The organism is Streptomyces sp. ALI-76-A, from assembly GCF_030287445.1.
Lineage (GTDB): Bacteria > Actinomycetota > Actinomycetes > Streptomycetales > Streptomycetaceae > Streptomyces.
Genome location: NZ_JASVWB010000002.1, coordinates 2,750,395 through 2,765,944, shown reverse-complemented (window position 1 = coordinate 2,765,944; position 15,550 = coordinate 2,750,395). Strand labels below are relative to the sequence as shown.

Annotated in this window: 17 protein-coding genes and 1 riboswitch; of the genes, 8 read left to right on the top strand and 9 right to left on the bottom strand. The window is 72.5% G+C overall.

What is annotated here, in order from left to right:
* The first annotated feature begins 106 nt into the window (after nucleotides 1-106).
* Nucleotides 107-340, top strand: a complete 234-nt coding sequence (locus QQS16_RS13420) for a (2Fe-2S)-binding protein (RefSeq protein ID WP_286061879.1) — start codon at nucleotides 107-109, stop codon at nucleotides 338-340.
* Here QQS16_RS13420 and bfr read toward each other — a convergent pair.
* The gene (bfr, locus tag QQS16_RS13415) at nucleotides 337-816 is read right to left on the bottom strand and encodes a bacterioferritin (protein WP_286061878.1); all 480 of its coding nucleotides are present in this window, start codon (nucleotides 814-816) and stop codon (nucleotides 337-339) included. The genes QQS16_RS13420 and bfr overlap by 4 nt on opposite strands.
* Before the next feature lie 176 nt (nucleotides 817-992).
* Between bfr and QQS16_RS13410 the strand changes: the two genes are divergently transcribed.
* On the top strand, nucleotides 993-1,640 hold the full coding sequence (locus QQS16_RS13410) for a sulfite oxidase-like oxidoreductase (protein WP_286061877.1): 648 nt from the start codon (nucleotides 993-995) through the stop codon (nucleotides 1,638-1,640).
* 46 nt (nucleotides 1,641-1,686) lie between these two features.
* On the opposite strand, the gene QQS16_RS13405 is transcribed toward QQS16_RS13410, so the two are convergent.
* The 5 genes from QQS16_RS13405 to thiO all read right to left on the bottom strand — a co-directional run bounded on the left by QQS16_RS13405 (nucleotide 1,687) and on the right by thiO (nucleotide 6,959).
* A complete protein-coding gene (locus tag QQS16_RS13405) occupies nucleotides 1,687-2,604 on the bottom strand; it encodes a deoxyribonuclease IV (RefSeq protein WP_286061876.1) in 918 nt (305 codons plus the stop codon).
* Nucleotides 2,605-2,681: 77 nt separating this feature from the next.
* Nucleotides 2,682-4,613 (bottom strand): Stk1 family PASTA domain-containing Ser/Thr kinase, encoded by a 1,932-nt coding sequence (pknB, locus tag QQS16_RS13400; protein ID WP_286061875.1) that lies wholly within the window; start codon nucleotides 4,611-4,613, stop codon nucleotides 2,682-2,684.
* Nucleotides 4,614-4,788: 175 nt separating this feature from the next.
* On the bottom strand, nucleotides 4,789-5,583 hold the full coding sequence (locus QQS16_RS13395; protein ID WP_286061874.1) for a thiazole synthase: 795 nt from the start codon (nucleotides 5,581-5,583) through the stop codon (nucleotides 4,789-4,791).
* Between the two features lie 3 nt (nucleotides 5,584-5,586).
* Nucleotides 5,587-5,787: a sulfur carrier protein ThiS gene (gene thiS / locus QQS16_RS13390; RefSeq protein ID WP_286061873.1), complete on the bottom strand. Its 201-nt coding sequence runs from the start codon at nucleotides 5,785-5,787 to the stop codon at nucleotides 5,587-5,589.
* Entirely contained in the window at nucleotides 5,784-6,959 is a 1,176-nt protein-coding gene (gene thiO / locus QQS16_RS13385) for a glycine oxidase ThiO (RefSeq protein WP_286061872.1), read from the bottom strand. The genes thiS and thiO overlap by 4 nt, the downstream gene beginning before the upstream one ends.
* Nucleotides 6,956-7,068: riboswitch (TPP riboswitch) on the bottom strand. (Overlaps the previous gene by 4 nt.)
* Before the next feature lie 52 nt (nucleotides 7,069-7,120).
* On the opposite strand from thiO, the gene QQS16_RS13380 reads away from it, so the two are divergent.
* From QQS16_RS13380 to QQS16_RS13355, 6 genes are all read left to right on the top strand, one after another.
* Entirely contained in the window at nucleotides 7,121-7,474 is a 354-nt protein-coding gene (locus QQS16_RS13380) for an avidin-fold protein (protein WP_286061871.1), read from the top strand.
* A 28-nt stretch (nucleotides 7,475-7,502) separates the two neighbouring features.
* Nucleotides 7,503-8,744, top strand: a complete 1,242-nt coding sequence (locus QQS16_RS13375) for an NAD(P)/FAD-dependent oxidoreductase (RefSeq protein WP_286061870.1) — start codon at nucleotides 7,503-7,505, stop codon at nucleotides 8,742-8,744.
* Nucleotides 8,745-8,808: 64 nt separating this feature from the next.
* Nucleotides 8,809-9,180 (top strand): Rv2175c family DNA-binding protein, encoded by a 372-nt coding sequence (locus QQS16_RS13370; RefSeq protein WP_286061869.1) that lies wholly within the window; start codon nucleotides 8,809-8,811, stop codon nucleotides 9,178-9,180.
* 126 nt (nucleotides 9,181-9,306) lie between these two features.
* Nucleotides 9,307-9,984, top strand: coding sequence for a thiamine phosphate synthase (gene thiE, locus QQS16_RS13365; protein ID WP_286061868.1), 678 nt, complete (start codon nucleotides 9,307-9,309; stop codon nucleotides 9,982-9,984).
* A gap of 138 nt (nucleotides 9,985-10,122) precedes the next feature.
* Entirely contained in the window at nucleotides 10,123-11,046 is a 924-nt protein-coding gene (gene metF, locus QQS16_RS13360; protein ID WP_286061867.1) for a methylenetetrahydrofolate reductase [NAD(P)H], read from the top strand.
* A gap of 56 nt (nucleotides 11,047-11,102) precedes the next feature.
* Nucleotides 11,103-12,047, top strand: a complete 945-nt coding sequence (locus QQS16_RS13355) for an SCO2102 family sporulation regulator (protein ID WP_286061866.1) — start codon at nucleotides 11,103-11,105, stop codon at nucleotides 12,045-12,047.
* Between the two features lie 115 nt (nucleotides 12,048-12,162).
* On the opposite strand, the gene QQS16_RS13350 is transcribed toward QQS16_RS13355, so the two are convergent.
* The 3 genes from QQS16_RS13350 to QQS16_RS13340 all read right to left on the bottom strand — a co-directional run bounded on the left by QQS16_RS13350 (nucleotide 12,163) and on the right by QQS16_RS13340 (nucleotide 15,528).
* Nucleotides 12,163-13,677 (bottom strand): phytoene desaturase family protein, encoded by a 1,515-nt coding sequence (locus QQS16_RS13350; RefSeq protein ID WP_286061865.1) that lies wholly within the window; start codon nucleotides 13,675-13,677, stop codon nucleotides 12,163-12,165.
* A gap of 103 nt (nucleotides 13,678-13,780) precedes the next feature.
* The gene (locus QQS16_RS13345) at nucleotides 13,781-14,395 is read right to left on the bottom strand and encodes a DUF4126 domain-containing protein (protein WP_286061864.1); all 615 of its coding nucleotides are present in this window, start codon (nucleotides 14,393-14,395) and stop codon (nucleotides 13,781-13,783) included.
* 503 nt (nucleotides 14,396-14,898) lie between these two features.
* Entirely contained in the window at nucleotides 14,899-15,528 is a 630-nt protein-coding gene (locus tag QQS16_RS13340) for a TetR/AcrR family transcriptional regulator (RefSeq protein ID WP_286061863.1), read from the bottom strand.
* Nucleotides 15,529-15,550 lie beyond the last annotated feature (22 nt).

The window sequence follows — 15,550 nt, the reverse complement described above, 5'->3', positions numbered from 1 at the left end:
ACGATCCACGCCCCACTCCACTTTTGCGGCTCTTGTACGACGGGTAAGGTTAGGTTAGCCTCACCGGCCAGGGTCGGGATGGCGCGACCACGAAGCCTGCCGGGAGGTGAACCGCGTGTACGTCTGCAACTGCTTCGGTGTGACCGAGGCGCAGGTCAAGCACCACGCGGACAACGGTGCCTGTACTCCCCGCCAGATCGCCTCGGCCTGCAAGGCGGGCACGGACTGCGGGTCCTGCGTACGGCGCATCCAGGCGATCCTGGGCAGGGGCGCGTGCCCGAGCCGCGACCTCGTCGGCCAGGAGACGTCCGTGCTGTCGGACCTCGAGGAAGCCGCCTAGCCCTCCGGCTGCTCGATCAGCTGGGCGATGTACAGCGCGTCGCCGAGCTTCTCCAGGAGTTCCAGCTGGGTGTCGAGGTAGTCGATGTGGTGCTCCTCGTCCTCCAGGATCGACTCGAAGATGTTCGCGGACGTGATGTCGCCCTTCTCCCGCATCACCAGGATGCCGCGCTTGAGCCGGTCGATCGCCTCGACCTCGATCTGCCGGTCGGCCTCGAACATCTCCCGGACCGTCTGTCCCACGCGCACATGGAAGAGGCGCTGGTAGTTCGGCAGCCCGTCCAGGAAGAGGATCCGGTCGGTGAGCACTTCCGCGTGCTTCATCTCGTCGAACGACTCGTGCCGCGTGTATTTCGCGAGTTTCGTCCAGCCGAAGTTCTCCTGCATCTTCGCGTGCAGGAAGTACTGGTTGATCGCGGTGAGCTCGGCGGTGAGCTGCTCATTGAGGAATTCGATGACCTCGGGGTCGCCCTGCATCGCAGAGGCTCCTTCCAGGCGGGGGGAACTGGCTGGTTGCGCCGCATGATTGCACCGGCCGACGAAGATCGTCCAGTAAGTCTTCACTTAGTAAGTAAGGGCATGCTTAGTTCGCATTGCCCGAATTGGGTGCGGGCTGGTCATGTGCACTGGCCCGGGTCTGTCAGGATGGAGTCATGGGTCAGCCGGTGGAACGCGAGTCGGGAGAACGCGATTCTTCAGCAGCCGCGCACTCCGCGCTTCCGCCGGGGCAGCGGGTGCAGCGCGGCTGGCCGGTCACGCACTACGGCCCCGTCCCCAGGTTCCGGCCCGAGCGCTGGGAGTTCCGGGTCTTCGGTGCCACCGCGGACGGCGAGAAGCACTGCTGGAACCACGAGGAGTTCACGGCCCTGCCGTACACCAGCGTCGTGGGTGACCTGCACTGCGTCACGAAGTTCAGCATGCTCGGCGCCGAGTGGGGCGGTATTCCCGCCCGGTCGATCCTGGAGATCGCCCCGCCCGCGCCGGCCGTCACCCATGTGATGGTGTGGGCGGAGTACGGCTTCAGCTCCAACCTGCGGCTCGCCGACTTCGCGTCCGAGCGCACGATCTTCGCCACGCACAAGGACGGCGAACTGCTGACGGCCGAACACGGCTTCCCGCTCCGCCTCGTCGTCCCCCATCTGTACGCCTGGAAGGGCCCCAAGTGGGTGCGGGGCGTCGAGTACATGACCGCCGACCGCCGGGGCTTCTGGGAGGAGCGCGGCTACCACAACATCGGCGACCCGTGGCGGGAGCAGCGCTACTCCTACCAGGAAGGCCCGGGGGAGGGCCCCGAGCTCTGAGAGCCCGCGCCCTCGGCACGTCAGGCGGATCCGCCGGCGCCCGGCGCTACGCGTCCCGCAGCTTCTTCAGCCGCTCCACGTCCGCCGCGTGCCCCTCCTTGCCGCCGGGCGTCTCGATGACCAGCGGTACGCCCTCGGTGGCGGGATGCGTCATCAGCGCGCGGAACGGGTCCTCACCGATGTGACCTGAGCCGATGTTCTCGTGCCGGTCCTTGTGCGCGCCGACCACGTCCTTGGAGTCGTTGGCGTGGATCAGCTTCAGCCGGCCCTCGCCGACCGTCTCCACCAGCAGGTCCAGCGTCCGGTGCATGCCGGCCGGTCCGGTCAGGTCGTGGCCGGCCGCGTAGACGTGGCAGGTGTCCAGGCACACGCCCAGCTTCGGATGGGCGTCCAGCGCCTCGAAGTACGGCCCGAAGTCCCAGGTCCGTGAGCACAGCGAGGCGCCCTGCCCGGCGGTCGACTCCAGCAGCAGGTACGGGTCCTCCTCGTGGGTCAGCTCGTCGAGCAGCGGCAACAGGTGCTCCCGCACCTGCTTGAGCGCCACCGACCGGTCCCGCCCGCCCGTCGCACTGCCGGTGTGCACGACCACGCCCAGCGCCCCGATCTCCCGCCCGCGCCGCAGTGAATGCCTGAGCGACTCGACCGACCTCTCCACCGTCGCCTCGGTGTGCGAACCGAAGTTGATCAGGTACGGGGCATGGACGTACGCCGGGATCGACTCGGCCGCGCACACCGCGCGGAACTCCTCGTCCTGCCGGGGGTTCCCGGCGGGCGTGGCCCAGCCGCGCGGGTTGGCGACGAAGACCTGCACGGCCTCGGCCTTCAGGTCATGGGCGTACGTCAGCCCCACGGAGTGCAGACCGCCGGCCACGGGGACATGGCTGCCGACGGGGTTGCGCACCGGGCCGGGGGTCTCGGGGGCTCCCGGGATCTCGGGGATGGTGCCGGACTGTTGACTCTTCACCCGTCAAGGGTGTCATGCGGAACAGGCCCGTCCGGCCGGGGATCCGGTGGTGAGCGTCACCATCGCCGTCACCGCCGTCAGCGGATCGTGATCGTGACCGTCGATCCCTTGGGCGCGGTCTGTCCGCCCTGCACGGACTGGCTCTCGACGGTGTCGCCGAACAGTCCCAGCAGCCCGCGGTCCTCGTCGACCCGGAACCCGGCGGCCTCCAACGCGGCCGTCGCGTCGTCGACGCTGTCGCCGACCACGTCCGGGACCTCGATCATCTCCGGGCCCTTGGACAGCGTGAGCGTCACGGTGTCGCCCTCGGCGGCGGTGCTGCCGTCGCGCGGGGTCTGCCGGGCGACCTGACCCTTGTCGAACTCGGCGGAGGTGACCTCCTGGGAGGCGACCTCCACCTTCAGGCCCGCCTCCTCCAGGTCGGCCTTCGCCTCGTCCAGGGACTCGCCGGTGACGTCCGGGACGTCGATCGGGCTGCCCTTGCTGACGGTCAGCGCGATCGCCGAACCCGCGCGCCGCTCGGTGCCGCGCGCCGGATCGGTGGAGATCACGAAGCCCTTGCCCACGTCGTCGCTGAACTCCCGGGTGACCATGCCCGGCTGCAACCCGTCCTGCTTCAGCACGGTCCTGGCCCGGTCCAGCCGGTAGCCCTGCACATCGGGCACCTTCACGGTCTCCGGGCCGTCGGAGACGACCAGGCGCACCGAGTCGTTGTCCCGGATCCGGGTGCCCGGTTCCGGGTCGGTGGTGATGACGGCGCCCCGCTTCACCGTGTCGCTGTAGGCGCGGTCGACGGTGCCCACCTCCAGTCCGGCCGCCTCCAGTCGGTCCTTGGCCTGGGCCTCGGTCTTCTCGATCAGCAGCGGGACCTTGGTGAACTGGCCGGAGTTGATGTACCAGACGCCGGCGCCGACCCCGAGGACCAGCAGTACGGCGGCCACGATCGTGACCAGCCGGCGTGGCGGGCGGGTGCGGCTGCGCGGGGGCAGCGGCGGGCCGGACTCCAGACGGCTGGTGCGGTCGACCCCGGCCCCGTCGGCCCCGGCGCGGTCAGCCGGCAGCGACCGCGGCACCGTGAGCGAGCGCGGGATCACGCTCGTGCGGTCGTCGGCGTTGTCGTGCGTCGTGGAGACCGCCTGCGGCGGCACCGCGTCCAGCTGGTCCAGGCTCAACCGGGCGCGGGCCTCCCGTGCCTGGGCGAGCAGGGCCACCGCGTCGTAGGGCCGGATCGCGGGGTTGCGGGCGGTCGCGGAGGCGACCAGTTCGTCCAGCTCGTACGGCATGCCCGGGACGATCGCCGAGGGCGGCGGGACGTCCTCGTGGAGGTGCTTGTAGAGCACGACCGCCGGCGAGTCGCCGTCGTGCGGCTTCTCACCGGTCAGCATCTCGTACAGGACGACACCGCACGCGTACACGTCGACGCGGGGATCGGCGGTGCCGCTCTCGATCTGCTCGGGCGCGAGGTACGACACCGTGCCCAGGACGGTCCCGGAGGTGTTGGTGACCGTGTCCACGGACCGTACGAGCCCGAAGTCGGCGACCTTGACCCGGCCGTCGTCCCCTATCAGCACGTTCTCCGGCTTCATGTCCCGGTGGACGAACCCGGCGCGGTGCGCGGCGCCGAGCGCGGCCAGCACCGGCTCCAGGATGTCCAGCGCGGCCCTCGGCTGGAGCGCGCCGCGGTCACGCAGCACGTCGCGCAGGGTGCAGCCGGCGACGTACTCCATGGCGAGGTAGACGTACGACCCGTCGGTGCCCTGGTCGAAGACCTGCACGACGTTCGGGTGCGCGAGGCGGGCGACGGACTTCGCCTCCCGGATGAAGCGCTCGACGAACGACCCGTCCACCGCGAGCGCCGGGTGCATCACCTTGAGCGCGAGCACGCGGTCCAGGCGGGTGTCCAGGGCCCGGTAGACCGTGGCCATCCCGCCGACGGCGATCCGCGCCTCGACGCGATAGCGGCCGTCGAGCACCTGCCCGACGAGAGGGTCCTGAAGGGTCGTGTCCACGCAGGTGAGTGTACGAGCCGCCACCGACACGGCCCCCGGTTCGGCCAGGATCGGGGCGGGACTGAAGCGGTCCTGTGACGGAACCCACAAGGCGGACCCGCCCCTACGGCGGACCCGCCCCTACGGCGGACCGGCCCCGGCGATGGACCAGCCCCGGCGGCGGACCCGCCTCGTCTCAGAACGCGGGGCGCTCCGGGTCCAGCGCGGCCAGCCCCTCGGCGGGGGACGACGCCTCGGCGAAGTGCCGCCGCGGGATCCGGCCCGCCAGCCGGGCCAGCCGCCCCGCCTCCACCGCGTGCCGCATGGCCGCGGCCATCCGCTCCGGGTCCTGCGCCCGGGTCACGGCGGACGCCAGCATCACCCCGGCACACCCCAGCTCCATCGCCAGCGCCGCGTCCGACGCCGTGCCGGCCCCCGCGTCCAGGATCACCGGCACGCGCGCGTGCTCGACGATCAGCTGGAAGTTGTGCGGGTTGCGAATGCCCAGCCCCGACCCGATCGGCGAGCCCAGCGGCATGATCGCCGCGCAGCCCACGTCCTCCAGCTTCCGCGCGAGCACGGGGTCGTCGTTCGTGTACGGCAGCACGGTGAAGCCGTCGTCCACCAGCGTCTCCGCGGCGTCCAGCAGCTCGATCGGATCCGGCAGGAGGGTCCGCTCGTCGGCGATGACCTCCAGCTTGACCAGGTCCGTGCCGAGCGCCTCGCGCGCGAGACGGGCGGTGAGGACGGCCTCCCCGGCGGTGAAGCACCCGGCGGTGTTCGGCAGCACCCGGATCCCGAGCTTCTCCAGCACCGACAGCACCGAACCGTGCACGCGGGGATCGACCCGCCGCATCGCGACCGTCGTCAGTTCCGTGCCGGAGGCGGCCAGCGCCCGCTCCAACACCTCCAGGCTGGGCGCCCCGCCCGTGCCCATGATCAGGCGGGACGTGAGGGACGTACCGGCGATGACAAGCGGATCGTCGGCCATGGTTCAGCCTCCTTGGACGGCGGTGAGGACCTCGACACGGTCCCCCTCGCAGAGGGGCGTCGAGGACCACCGCGCGCGCGGGACGACGGTTTCGTTGAGGGCGGCGGCCACCCCGGAGGGCGCCGCCGTGAGGGAGCGGACGAGCGTGTCGAGCGCGGTGCCGGGCTCGACCTCCCGCCGCTCGCCGTTGACCAGGACGTTCATACCGGCTGCTCCGTACGGGCGGCGCCGAAGCGCCTCGGGGTGAAGGGGCGGGCCTCCTCCGGGAGTTCCCCCGTGACCAGGGCGTGCGCGAGCGCGTCGCCGGTGACCGGGGTGAGCAGCACGCCGTTGCGGTAGTGGCCGGTGGCCAGCAGCAGACCGTCCAGTCCGGCCGGGCCGAGCAGCGGCGCGTTGTCGGGGGAGGCCGGACGCAGCCCGGCCCGCGTCTCGGTGAGCGGCAGCTCGGTGATCCCGGGGACCAGTTCGTGGGCGTCCCGCAGCAGCTCGTACACCCCGCCCGCGGTCACCGTGGTGTCCCAGCCCAGCTCCTCGCTGGTCGCGCCGACGACCAGCTCGCCGTTCACGCGCGGCACCAGGTACACCTGGCTGCCGCGGACCACGGCCCGCACGGTCCGGCTCAGGAACGGCGCGTACCGGGCGGGCACGGTCAGCCGCAGCACCTGCCCCTTCACGGGCCGCACCGGCGGCAGCACGTCCTCCGGGACGCCCGCCAGCCGCCCGCTGAGGCTGCCCGCGGCGAGCACCACCTGCCCGGCGCCCAGGGCGGCCCCCTCCCGCGTGACGACACCGGCCGCCCGCTCCCGTACGACCGACAGGCGCTCCGCCCACGAGCGGTGGAACACCACCCCGGTCCGCTCGCACGCGGTGACCAGCGCGGCGGCCAGGCGGCGCGGGTCGATCTGGTGGTCCCCGTCGACTCTGAGCCCCCCGCGCACGCCCGGCGCGAGCATCGGCTCCAGGCGCCGGCACTCCCGTCCGGACAGCCACTCGGAGTCCAGGCCCGACTGCCGCTGCAAGGCGTGCAGTTCACGCAGATGGGCCCGGTCGTCGGCGTCCAGGGCGACCGCGAGCGTGCCGCTGCGGCGGTAACCGAGGTCCTGGCCGGTGAGGTCGGTGAGCTCGGCCACGAAGTCCGGGTAGCGGCGGGCCGACTCCAGATTCAGGCCGAGCAGGGTCTGCTCGCCGTAGTGCAGCTCGGTGACGGCGGCCAGCATCCCGGCGGCCACCTGGGCGGCCCCGCCGCCCGGTCCGGGGTCGACGACGGCGGTGGCGAACCCGTGTTGAGCGGCCCGCCAGGCCGTGACCAGGCCGATGATCCCGCCCCCGACGACCAGGACGTCGAAGGTGTCGGGCAGATCCGACGTACGCGACATGGCTGTCCAGCTCCTCCCTTCGCCGGCATGACCCGGATCAGGTTCGTACGGTCGGAGGCCGCCAGCCTCCCTCTCAGCCCGGTGCGTCCGGGCTCCCGCGAGTGCTCTACGTTGGCCACCCTAGCCCGATGCCGCACCTCTCAGTAAGGGAGCCTCCGCCCGTGGCCCGTTCGCTCGACGGACTCGTCCTCGCCCCGGTCGCCGACCAGGCACCCGGTCAGGTGGGGACGCGCACCCGGTTCGCGTATCACGAGAAGGACGGCGAGATCTGGGCCGAGTACGCGGGCGGCGACGTCGTCCGCGGGCATCTGGTGGGGACGCGGCAGGGCGACCGGCTGGACTTCCGGTACGTACAGCTCAAGCACGACGGGACGACGTCCTCGGGGCACTGCGTGTCGACGGTCGTCGACCTGCCCGACGGTCGCGTGCGGCTGGAGGAGCGCTGGGCGTGGGAGTCGCAGCCGGGCAGTGGGACGAGCGTCGTCGAGCAGGTCACCGAGCGGACGGCTGACTGACTGATGGTCAGGTGACTATGGTGATCAGGTGAGCGAGCGGACGCGGGAACGGGGAGACTCCACGCCACGGCGTGTCGTCGTGGTGGGCGCGGGCATGGCCGGGGTGCAGACCGCGGTGGCCCTGCGGGAACAGGGCTTCACCGGCACCGTGACGCTGATCGGCGCGGAGCCGCACCAGCCGTACGACCGGCCGCCGCTGTCGAAGGCCGTGCTGCTCGGCACGGCCGAGGGCTCCGCCTTCGACGTGGACTTCGAGGCCCTCTCCATCGAACTGCGGCTCGGCCGCGAGGTCCTCGGCGTGCGCCCCGGGGAGCACGAGCTGGACACCGCCGAGGGGCCGGTGCCGTACGACGTCCTGGTCCTGGCGACCGGCGCCGAACCGATCCGGCTGCCGGGCACGGAGGGCGTGCCCGGCGTGCATCTGCTGCGCACCCTGGACGACGCCGAACGGCTGCGCCCGGTGCTGGCCCGGCAGCACGACATCGTGGTCGTCGGCGCGGGCTGGATCGGCGCCGAGTTCGCCACGGCGGCCCGCGAGGCCGGCTGCGCGGTGACGGTCGTCGAGGCCGCGGACCGGCCGCTCGCCGGCGCGCTGCCCGCCGAGGTGGCCGCCCCGATGGCCGCCTGGTACGCCGACGCCGGTGCCGTCCTGCGCACCCACGCGCGCGTGGAGCGCGTCGAGCCCTCGGCCGTGCTCCTCGACGACGGCTCGCGGCTGCCCGCGGACGCGGTGGTCGTGGGCATCGGCGCCCGGCCCGCCACGGGCTGGCTCACCGGCTCCGGCATCACCCTCGGCACCCACGGCGAGGTGGTCGCCGACGACCGTCTGCGCACCTCCGCGCCGGACGTCTACGCGGTAGGCGACTGCGCCTCCTTCCCCTCGCGCAGATACCGCGAGCGCCTGCTGGTCCACCACTGGGACAACGCCCTCCAGGGCCCGCGCACGGTGGCCGCCGGCATCATCGGCGAGGCCACCGGCGAGACCCCCGCGGTCTACGACCCCGTCCCGTACTTCTGGTCCGAGCAGTTCGGCCGCTTCGTCCAGTACGTCGGCCACCACGCCTCCGCCGACACCACCCTGTGGCGCGGCGAGCCGTCCGGACCGGCCTGGACGGTGTGCTGGCTGCGCGCGGGCCGGCTGGTCGCCCTGCTGGCGGTGGGGCGGCCCCGGGACCTGGCGCAGGGGCGGCGGCTGATCGAGGCGGGCACGCCCATGGACCCGGTGGCGCTGACCGACCCGGCGAGGCCCCTGAAGACGGCCACGGCGTAGTGCGGACCACCAGGTCGGACGGTCCTGGCTTCCGACTGTCAGTGCGGGATGGCAGGCTTGTCCTGTGACCGAGATTGACGCAAAGATCGATGCTCTCGTCCCCGCCTGGCTCACCGTCCCCGACATCGCCGAGATCCTCGGCATCGAGGTGACGCGTGTGCGGCAGCTGGTCAAGGAGGGCCAGCTCATCGCCGTACGCCGTGGTGAGAACCGCGCCCTGCACGTCCCCGCCGCCTTCATCGACGGGGTCGAGCGGAAGGTCGTCAAGGGCCTGGCCGGAACCCTGACGCTCCTGCGGGACGACGGCTTCACGGACGAGGAGATGCTCGAGTGGCTCTTCACCCCCGATGACAGCCTGCCCGGCACCCCCGCGCAGGCGCTCAGCGAGAACCGCGGCACGGAGGTGAAGCGCCGGGCCCAGGCGCTCGCCGTCTGATGCGGGCCGGCTGAACCGAACACCGTCCGGCGTACGGGCCGTGGTCCGCGCGGGCCACGGCCGTGGTTCACTACGGCCGGCCGCCGGCCCGCGGCCCGTACGCCATCGACAGCGGGGGACCCACCCATGCCTGACACACCGGACACCGACGCCCGCGCCCAGCTCCCCGACGCCCGGCTCTACCTCTGCACGGACGCCCGCAAGCGCCAGGGCGATCTGCGGGAGTTCCTGCACGCGGTGCTGGACAACGGCGTCGACATCGTCCAGCTGCGCGACAAGAGCCTGGAGGCGGACGAGGAACTGGGTCTGCTGGAGCTCTTCGCCGACCTGTGCCGCGCGTACGGCAGGACCCTCGCGGTGAACGACCGGGCCGACGTGGCGCACGCGGCCCGGGCGGCCCACCCCCGGGGACCCGCCGTCCTACACCTGGGCCAGGGCGACCTCCCGGTCCCCGCGGCCCGCGCGATCCTCGGCGACGGCATCCTCGTCGGCCGCTCCACGCACTCCGAGTCCGAGGCCGCCGCGGCCGCCGTCCAGGAGGGCGTGGACTACTTCTGCACCGGGCCGTGCTGGCCGACCCCGACCAAGCCGGGCCGCTCCGCCCCCGGCCTCGGCCTGGTCCGCTACGCCGCCTCGCTCGGCACCGACCGCCCCTGGTTCGCCATCGGCGGCATCGACCTCGGCAACCTCGACCAGGTGCTGGCGGCGGGCGCGAGCCGGGTCGTCGTCGTCCGCGCGATCACCGAGGCGGACGACCCGGGCGCGGCGGCGGCGGAGTTCGCCAAGCGGCTGCGGCAGGGGTAGCGATCCCCGTCCGGTCCGTCTGTCCGCGTCACCCGTTTGTCCTATCTGTCTGTCCAAAGGATGGACAGGAAATAGACAAAGCGGGCAAAAATCCGTGATCTGGTTGGGGGACCGGCGCACCCTGGCTAACCTGCGGGTATGGCCCTCGGCACCGCATCCACCAGGTCGGACCACGCCCGCACCGTGCGTGACATGCTCTCGACCGGCAAGACGACGTACTCGTTCGAGTTCTACGCCCCGAAGACCCCGAAGGGCGAGCGGAACCTCTGGAACGCGTTGCGCCGGGTCGAGGCCGTGGCGCCCGACTTCGTCTCCGTGACCTACGGCGCGGGCGGCTCCACCCGCTCGGGCACGGTCAAGGCGACCGAGGCCATCGCCTCGACCACCACGCTCACCCCCATCGCCCATCTCACCGCGGTCGACCACTCGGTGGCGGACCTGCGCAACATCATCGGGCAGTACGCCGACGCCGGGATCCGCAACATGCTGGCCCTGCGCGGCGATCCGCCCGGCGACCCGATGGGCGAGTGGGTGCCGCACCCCCGCGGCCTCGCCTACGCCGCCGAACTCGTCGAACTCATCAAGACGTCCGGCGACTTCTGCGTCGGCGTCGCGGCCTTCCCCGCGATGCACCCGCGCTCCGCCGACTGGGACACCGACGTCCGCCACTTCGTCGACAAGTGCCGCGCCGGCGCGGACTACGCGATCACGCAGATGTTCTTCCAGCCGGAGGACTACCTGCGACTGCGGGACCGGGTCGCCGCCGCCGGCTGCGAGACCCCGATCATTCCCGAGGTCATGCCGATCGGCAGTGTGAAGACGCTGGCACGGGTTCCGTCCCTCACCAACGCGGCCTTCCCGCCCGCCCTGAAAGAGCGGATCCTCACAGTCAAGGACGATCCGGCGGCTGTACGCTCCATCGGTATCGAATTCGCCACGGAGTTCTGCGCCCGGCTGCTGGCCGAGGGAGTGCCCGGACTGCACTTCATCACGCTCAACAACTCCACGGCGACACTGGAGATCTACGAGAACCTGGGCCTGCACGACTCACCGCAGGCCTAGACCGGCCGCACGGGTATACGACACACTGCGTAACGGCCACTGGGAGAGGGGCGTACATGGGCTGGACGGTCCTCTACATCGCGTTCGGCGTCGTCGCGCTGTGGCTGCTCGGCGAGGTGCTGTTGCAGTACAAGGCACGCCTGCGCTGGCGGTTGCTCGCCTTCGGCGGCTTCCTCGGCGTCGTCCTCGGCGTGCTCATCCCGTCCGTGATCGTCATCGCGCTCGGTGCGATCGCCTTCGCGGTCGGCCAGACCTACGTCACGCTCTCCTTCCGCCGCGGGTTCGCGGCCGGCTGGGCGGTCAGCCGCCCCGGCGCCGACGGCACCAAGGGGCGCCGCGGCAGGGCGGCCCGCCAGGACCCGACCCTGGAGGTCACCGACCTCGAAGCGGCCGAGGCGGGCCACGGCGACGACACCGGGTACGACCGGAACACCGGCGCCTTCGGCCCCGACGACCACGACCGCGACGACGTGTTCACCCCGGCCCGTCCCGTCGGCTCCCCGTCCGCCACGGTGTTCGAGCCGCAGCCCCTGCCCGACGACACCGGTTCGTACGGCGTCTACCGCGATTCCGGCTACGCCGCCGGCCCTCCCTACGCCACCGCGGAGCAGCCCCAGGACCAGTACGCGACGGCCGCCGCCGACCCGGCGTACTCCTACGACGGCTACTCCGGCTACGACCAGCAGCAGTACGGCTACGGCATGGCCGGGCAGCAGCAGTACGCCGCCTACTCCGACCCGTACATCGGAACCCAGACCTACGACGGCGCCTCCTACGACGCCTCCTACGGCGGTCAGCAGCAGTACGGTCAGCAGGCTTACGGCCAGGACCAGTACGGCGCCGGCTCGTACGGCGAGACCCCGGCGGGCGGGGTGTGGGTGCCGCAGCAGCGCAGCACCGACGACCCGTACGGCGATCTGCCGCCCGAACAGCAGCAGTACGGCCAGCAGGGCTACGACCAGAACCAGGGCAACGGGTTCGACGAGCAGTACCGCTTCTGAGACGAGCAGTACCGCTTCTGAGACGAGCAGTACCGCTTCTGAGACGAGCAGTACCGCTTCTGAGACGAGCAGTACCGCTTCTGAGACGAGCGGTACCGCTCCTGAGCGGTGGCTGTCACCGCGAGCCCCTGAACTCCGGTCCCTCCACGATCAGTCCGGCGACCAGCGTGCCCGACATGCCGGTGTGCGGCAGACCGCCGCCCGGATGCGACCAGCCGCCGACGGCGAACAGGCCCGGCAGGGCGGTGCTGTTGGCCGGGTGCAGCAGCGAGCCGTGCCCGGCGGCCAGGGCCGGTGCGGGGACGGCGCCGCCCTCCGCGCCGGTGGCCTCCGCGAGGTCGGCCGGGGTGCGGACCTCGTGCCACAGGAGACGCTCGCGCAGATCCGGTACGGCCCGCTCGGCGCGGGTGATCAGCTGCTCGGCGTGCCGGCCGAGGACCTCCGTCTCCGCCCGTCCCCGGTCGGGCCGGGCCGGGACCACCGACGTGAGCGTGACCGCCTCGTGGCCGGCGTCCGGGACCAGCGTCGGATCGTCGGGACGCAGGACGGTGACCGTGGGGCGGCTGTCCAGCCCGGACGGTGTTCCGAACAGCAGGCCCAACTCCTGTTCGCGGTCCTCCGCGTGCACCACGGTCCGGTGCGCCGCCCCCTGCGGACGCCCACCGCGCAGTGCCAGCAGCACCGTCAGACGGCTCGGCAGCCCGCGCTGCGGCACAACCTCGCCCGCGCCCCGCACCGCCGTGTCCCCGACGACGCGGCTGAGCACCTCGGGGGCGACACCGGCGACGACGAAGTCCGCTTCCGCCACGGTCCCGTCCGCGAGCTCCACCCCGGCCGCCCGGCCGTCCTTCTCCAGCACCCGGGTGACCTCGGCGCCGAAGACGAACTCCACCTTCCTGGCCAGGCACCGCTCGTACACCGCCCGCGCCAGCTCCCGCAGGCCGCCGCGGACGTACCAGGTGCCGAAGGCGTGCTCCATGTACGGCAGCACGGCCGCGCTCGCCGGGGCGGCCCGCGGGTCCAGGCCGTACGCCAGCGCGTGGCTCTCCAGAAGGGCGGTGAGGCGGGGGTCGCGCAGCTCCCAGGCGCCGACCTCGGCGAGGGTGGTGGCCCGGCGGGTACGCAGCAGACGCTTGTGCGGGACCGCCGGATAGGGCTCGCGCTCGGCCAGCACCGGCCAGTTGGGCCACAGGGGCTCCTCCAGGAGCGGCCGGCGGGTGCGGTCCCAGGCCTCGCGGGCCCGGACCAGGAAGTCGCCCCAGCGCTGCCCGGCGCCCGGCCCGAGTGCCTCCTCCAGGGCCGCGACGACGCCCGCGCGCGAGGCGTTCGGCAGCGACACCTCGGTGCCGTCCGCGAAGACGTGCCGCGCCGACGGGTCGACCTGGACCAGCTCGACACACGCCTCGAGCGGCTCCTTGCCGGTCTTGACGAACAGGTCACGGTAGACCGCGGGCAGGGTGAGGAGCCCCGGGCCCGTGTCGAAGCGGAAGCCGTCCCGCTCGAAGCGGCGCACCGCTCCGCCGTACGTCTCGCTCCGCTCGTACACAGCCACCCGGTGGCCCGCGACGGCCAGCCGGGCGGCGGCCGCCATCGCGCCCGTCCCGGCGCCGATCACCGCAATCCGTGCCATGCCCGCGACTTTATCGGCCGCCACCGACAATCCGGCCGCGGGGCCGTGACCAGCGGTGACCGCCGGTCCGTCCGGCCCCCGACCGATGTCCCCGCCGCCCGGTTCAGCCGGGCGGCGGCCCGGCCCGTGCCGCGAGCCGCCGCTCCTCCCGTCGCTGGGCCCTGCGCCGCAGGAACCGGCGGATCCGGGAAGCCAGGAAGAAGATCACGACGAGTCCGGCGACCAGCAGCACACCCGCGACGATCGCCGCCGCCTCCGGGTGGAACATCGCGAACGTGACGATCCCGGCGACCCCGAGATCCTCGGCCAGACTCACGACGATGTTGCTGAACGGTTCCGGCGAGGAGTTGACCGCCATCCGCGTGCCCGCCTTCACCGTGTGGCTGGCCAGCGCCGTCGAACCCCCGACCAGGCCCGCCGCCACATCGGAGAGCGAACCGCTCTGCCCGGCCAGCAGCGCCCCGACCCACGCGCCGGCTGCCGGCCGGACCACGGTGTGCACCGCGTCCCACGCCGAGTCGACGTACGGGATCTTGTCGGCGACCGCCTCGCACAGGAACAGCACACCCGCCACGACGAGCACCTCGGGCCGCTGGAGCCTCTCGGGGACGTCGTCACTCAGCCCCGTCGCGCCGAACGCGCCGAGCAGCAGCACGACGGCGTACGCGTTGACGCCGCTGGCCCAGCCGCTGGTGAAGACCAAGGGGAGTACGGACACGGACGCGATCGTAGCCAGTCGGCGGCAGGGCGTCCTGGGGCCGCGTGCGCAGAACTGAGTACGCGTACCTAGGGGGTGAGTTGAGTACGCGCGCGGATGGGGGCCGACCTGCGTGAACGAGAGAGTGGGGGCACGGAGAAGGGGACCGGCTCCGGCACCGGCGACACGGGGCGCCGGAACGGAGCCGCCCCGATCCGCTCCTTCCGCCGGCCGGTGCCGGCGGGAGCGAGGCACGGGGAGACCGGGGGAGCGGGGGACCGGGGGACGACCGAACGGGGGCGCGACGGGGGAACGGGGAACGGGGGAGCACAGGGAAGCGCCGGTTCGAGGTGGCCCGCGGGGGACGCGGCCACATCGGACCGGCGCTTTCGTGCGTTCCGCGTCCTTGTCCGCGTCCTTGTCCGCGTCCCTGTTCGCGGTCTCCGTCCCCGTCCCCAGGTCCCGTGTCGGGCCCCGGTCCGCGGTCTCCGTCCGCGTCTCCGGTCCCGTCTGCGGGCCCGTCCTCAGCGGCGACCGCTCACCCGGCCCTGGAGCAGCCGGGACAGCGCCGCGTGGACGTCGTCCAGGGAGCGCTCCTTCTGGAAGGCCTGCCAGTCCAGGGCGGCCACCAGCACCATGCCGACCAGCGCGGCCGCGGTCAGCGGCACGTCGATCTCGTCACTGAACTCGCCGTTGGCGATGCCCTCGCGGAGCACGTCCTCGACGACCGCCACCGCCTGCTGCCGCACGACCATGAGGGTGGACTGCCAGGCCCGGTTGGTGCGCCACAGCTCCGCCACGTACAGCTGGGTGAAGGCCGGGTAGCGGTCGATGAAGACGAGCCCCGCGCGGATCATCGCGTCCAGGGCGTCCACCTTCGTGCCGCCCTGGCCGGCGGTTCGCTCGGCCGCCTCCCGGAGGGAGGCGGTGAGGAGTCCCACGCCGTGCCGCAGCAACTCCTCGAAGAGGACCGACTTGCTCGCGAAGTTGTAGTAGACGGTGCCTTTGGCGACCCCGGCCCGCTCGGCGATCTCGTCCACGGTGGTGGCGGAGAACCCCTGCTCGGCGATGAGCGTGACGGCGGCCTCGTAGAGCTTCTGCCGGGTGGCCTCGCGGCGCGTGCTGACACCCGGCGTGGCGCTGCTGCTTTCCATGGTCCTGATTCTCACAGGAGCC

What these genes read in the sequence shown, in the direction of transcription:
- bfr (WP_286061878.1), bottom strand. Translation starts at nt 816, where the DNA reads ATGCAGGGCGACCCCGAGGTCATCGAATTCCTCAATGAGCAGCTCACC.
- QQS16_RS13410 (WP_286061877.1), top strand. Translation starts at nt 993, where the DNA reads ATGGGTCAGCCGGTGGAACGCGAGTCGGGAGAACGCGATTCTTCAGCA.
- QQS16_RS13395 (WP_286061874.1), bottom strand. Translation starts at nt 5,583, where the DNA reads ATGGCCGACGATCCGCTTGTCATCGCCGGTACGTCCCTCACGTCCCGC.
- thiS (WP_286061873.1), bottom strand. Translation starts at nt 5,787, where the DNA reads ATGAACGTCCTGGTCAACGGCGAGCGGCGGGAGGTCGAGCCCGGCACC.
- thiO (WP_286061872.1), bottom strand. Translation starts at nt 6,959, where the DNA reads ATGTCGCGTACGTCGGATCTGCCCGACACCTTCGACGTCCTGGTCGTC.
- thiE (WP_286061868.1), top strand. Translation starts at nt 9,307, where the DNA reads ATGCCTGACACACCGGACACCGACGCCCGCGCCCAGCTCCCCGACGCC.
- metF (WP_286061867.1), top strand. Translation starts at nt 10,123, where the DNA reads ATGGCCCTCGGCACCGCATCCACCAGGTCGGACCACGCCCGCACCGTG.
- QQS16_RS13355 (WP_286061866.1), top strand. Translation starts at nt 11,103, where the DNA reads ATGGGCTGGACGGTCCTCTACATCGCGTTCGGCGTCGTCGCGCTGTGG.
- QQS16_RS13350 (WP_286061865.1), bottom strand. Translation starts at nt 13,677, where the DNA reads ATGGCACGGATTGCGGTGATCGGCGCCGGGACGGGCGCGATGGCGGCC.
- QQS16_RS13340 (WP_286061863.1), bottom strand. Translation starts at nt 15,528, where the DNA reads ATGGAAAGCAGCAGCGCCACGCCGGGTGTCAGCACGCGCCGCGAGGCC.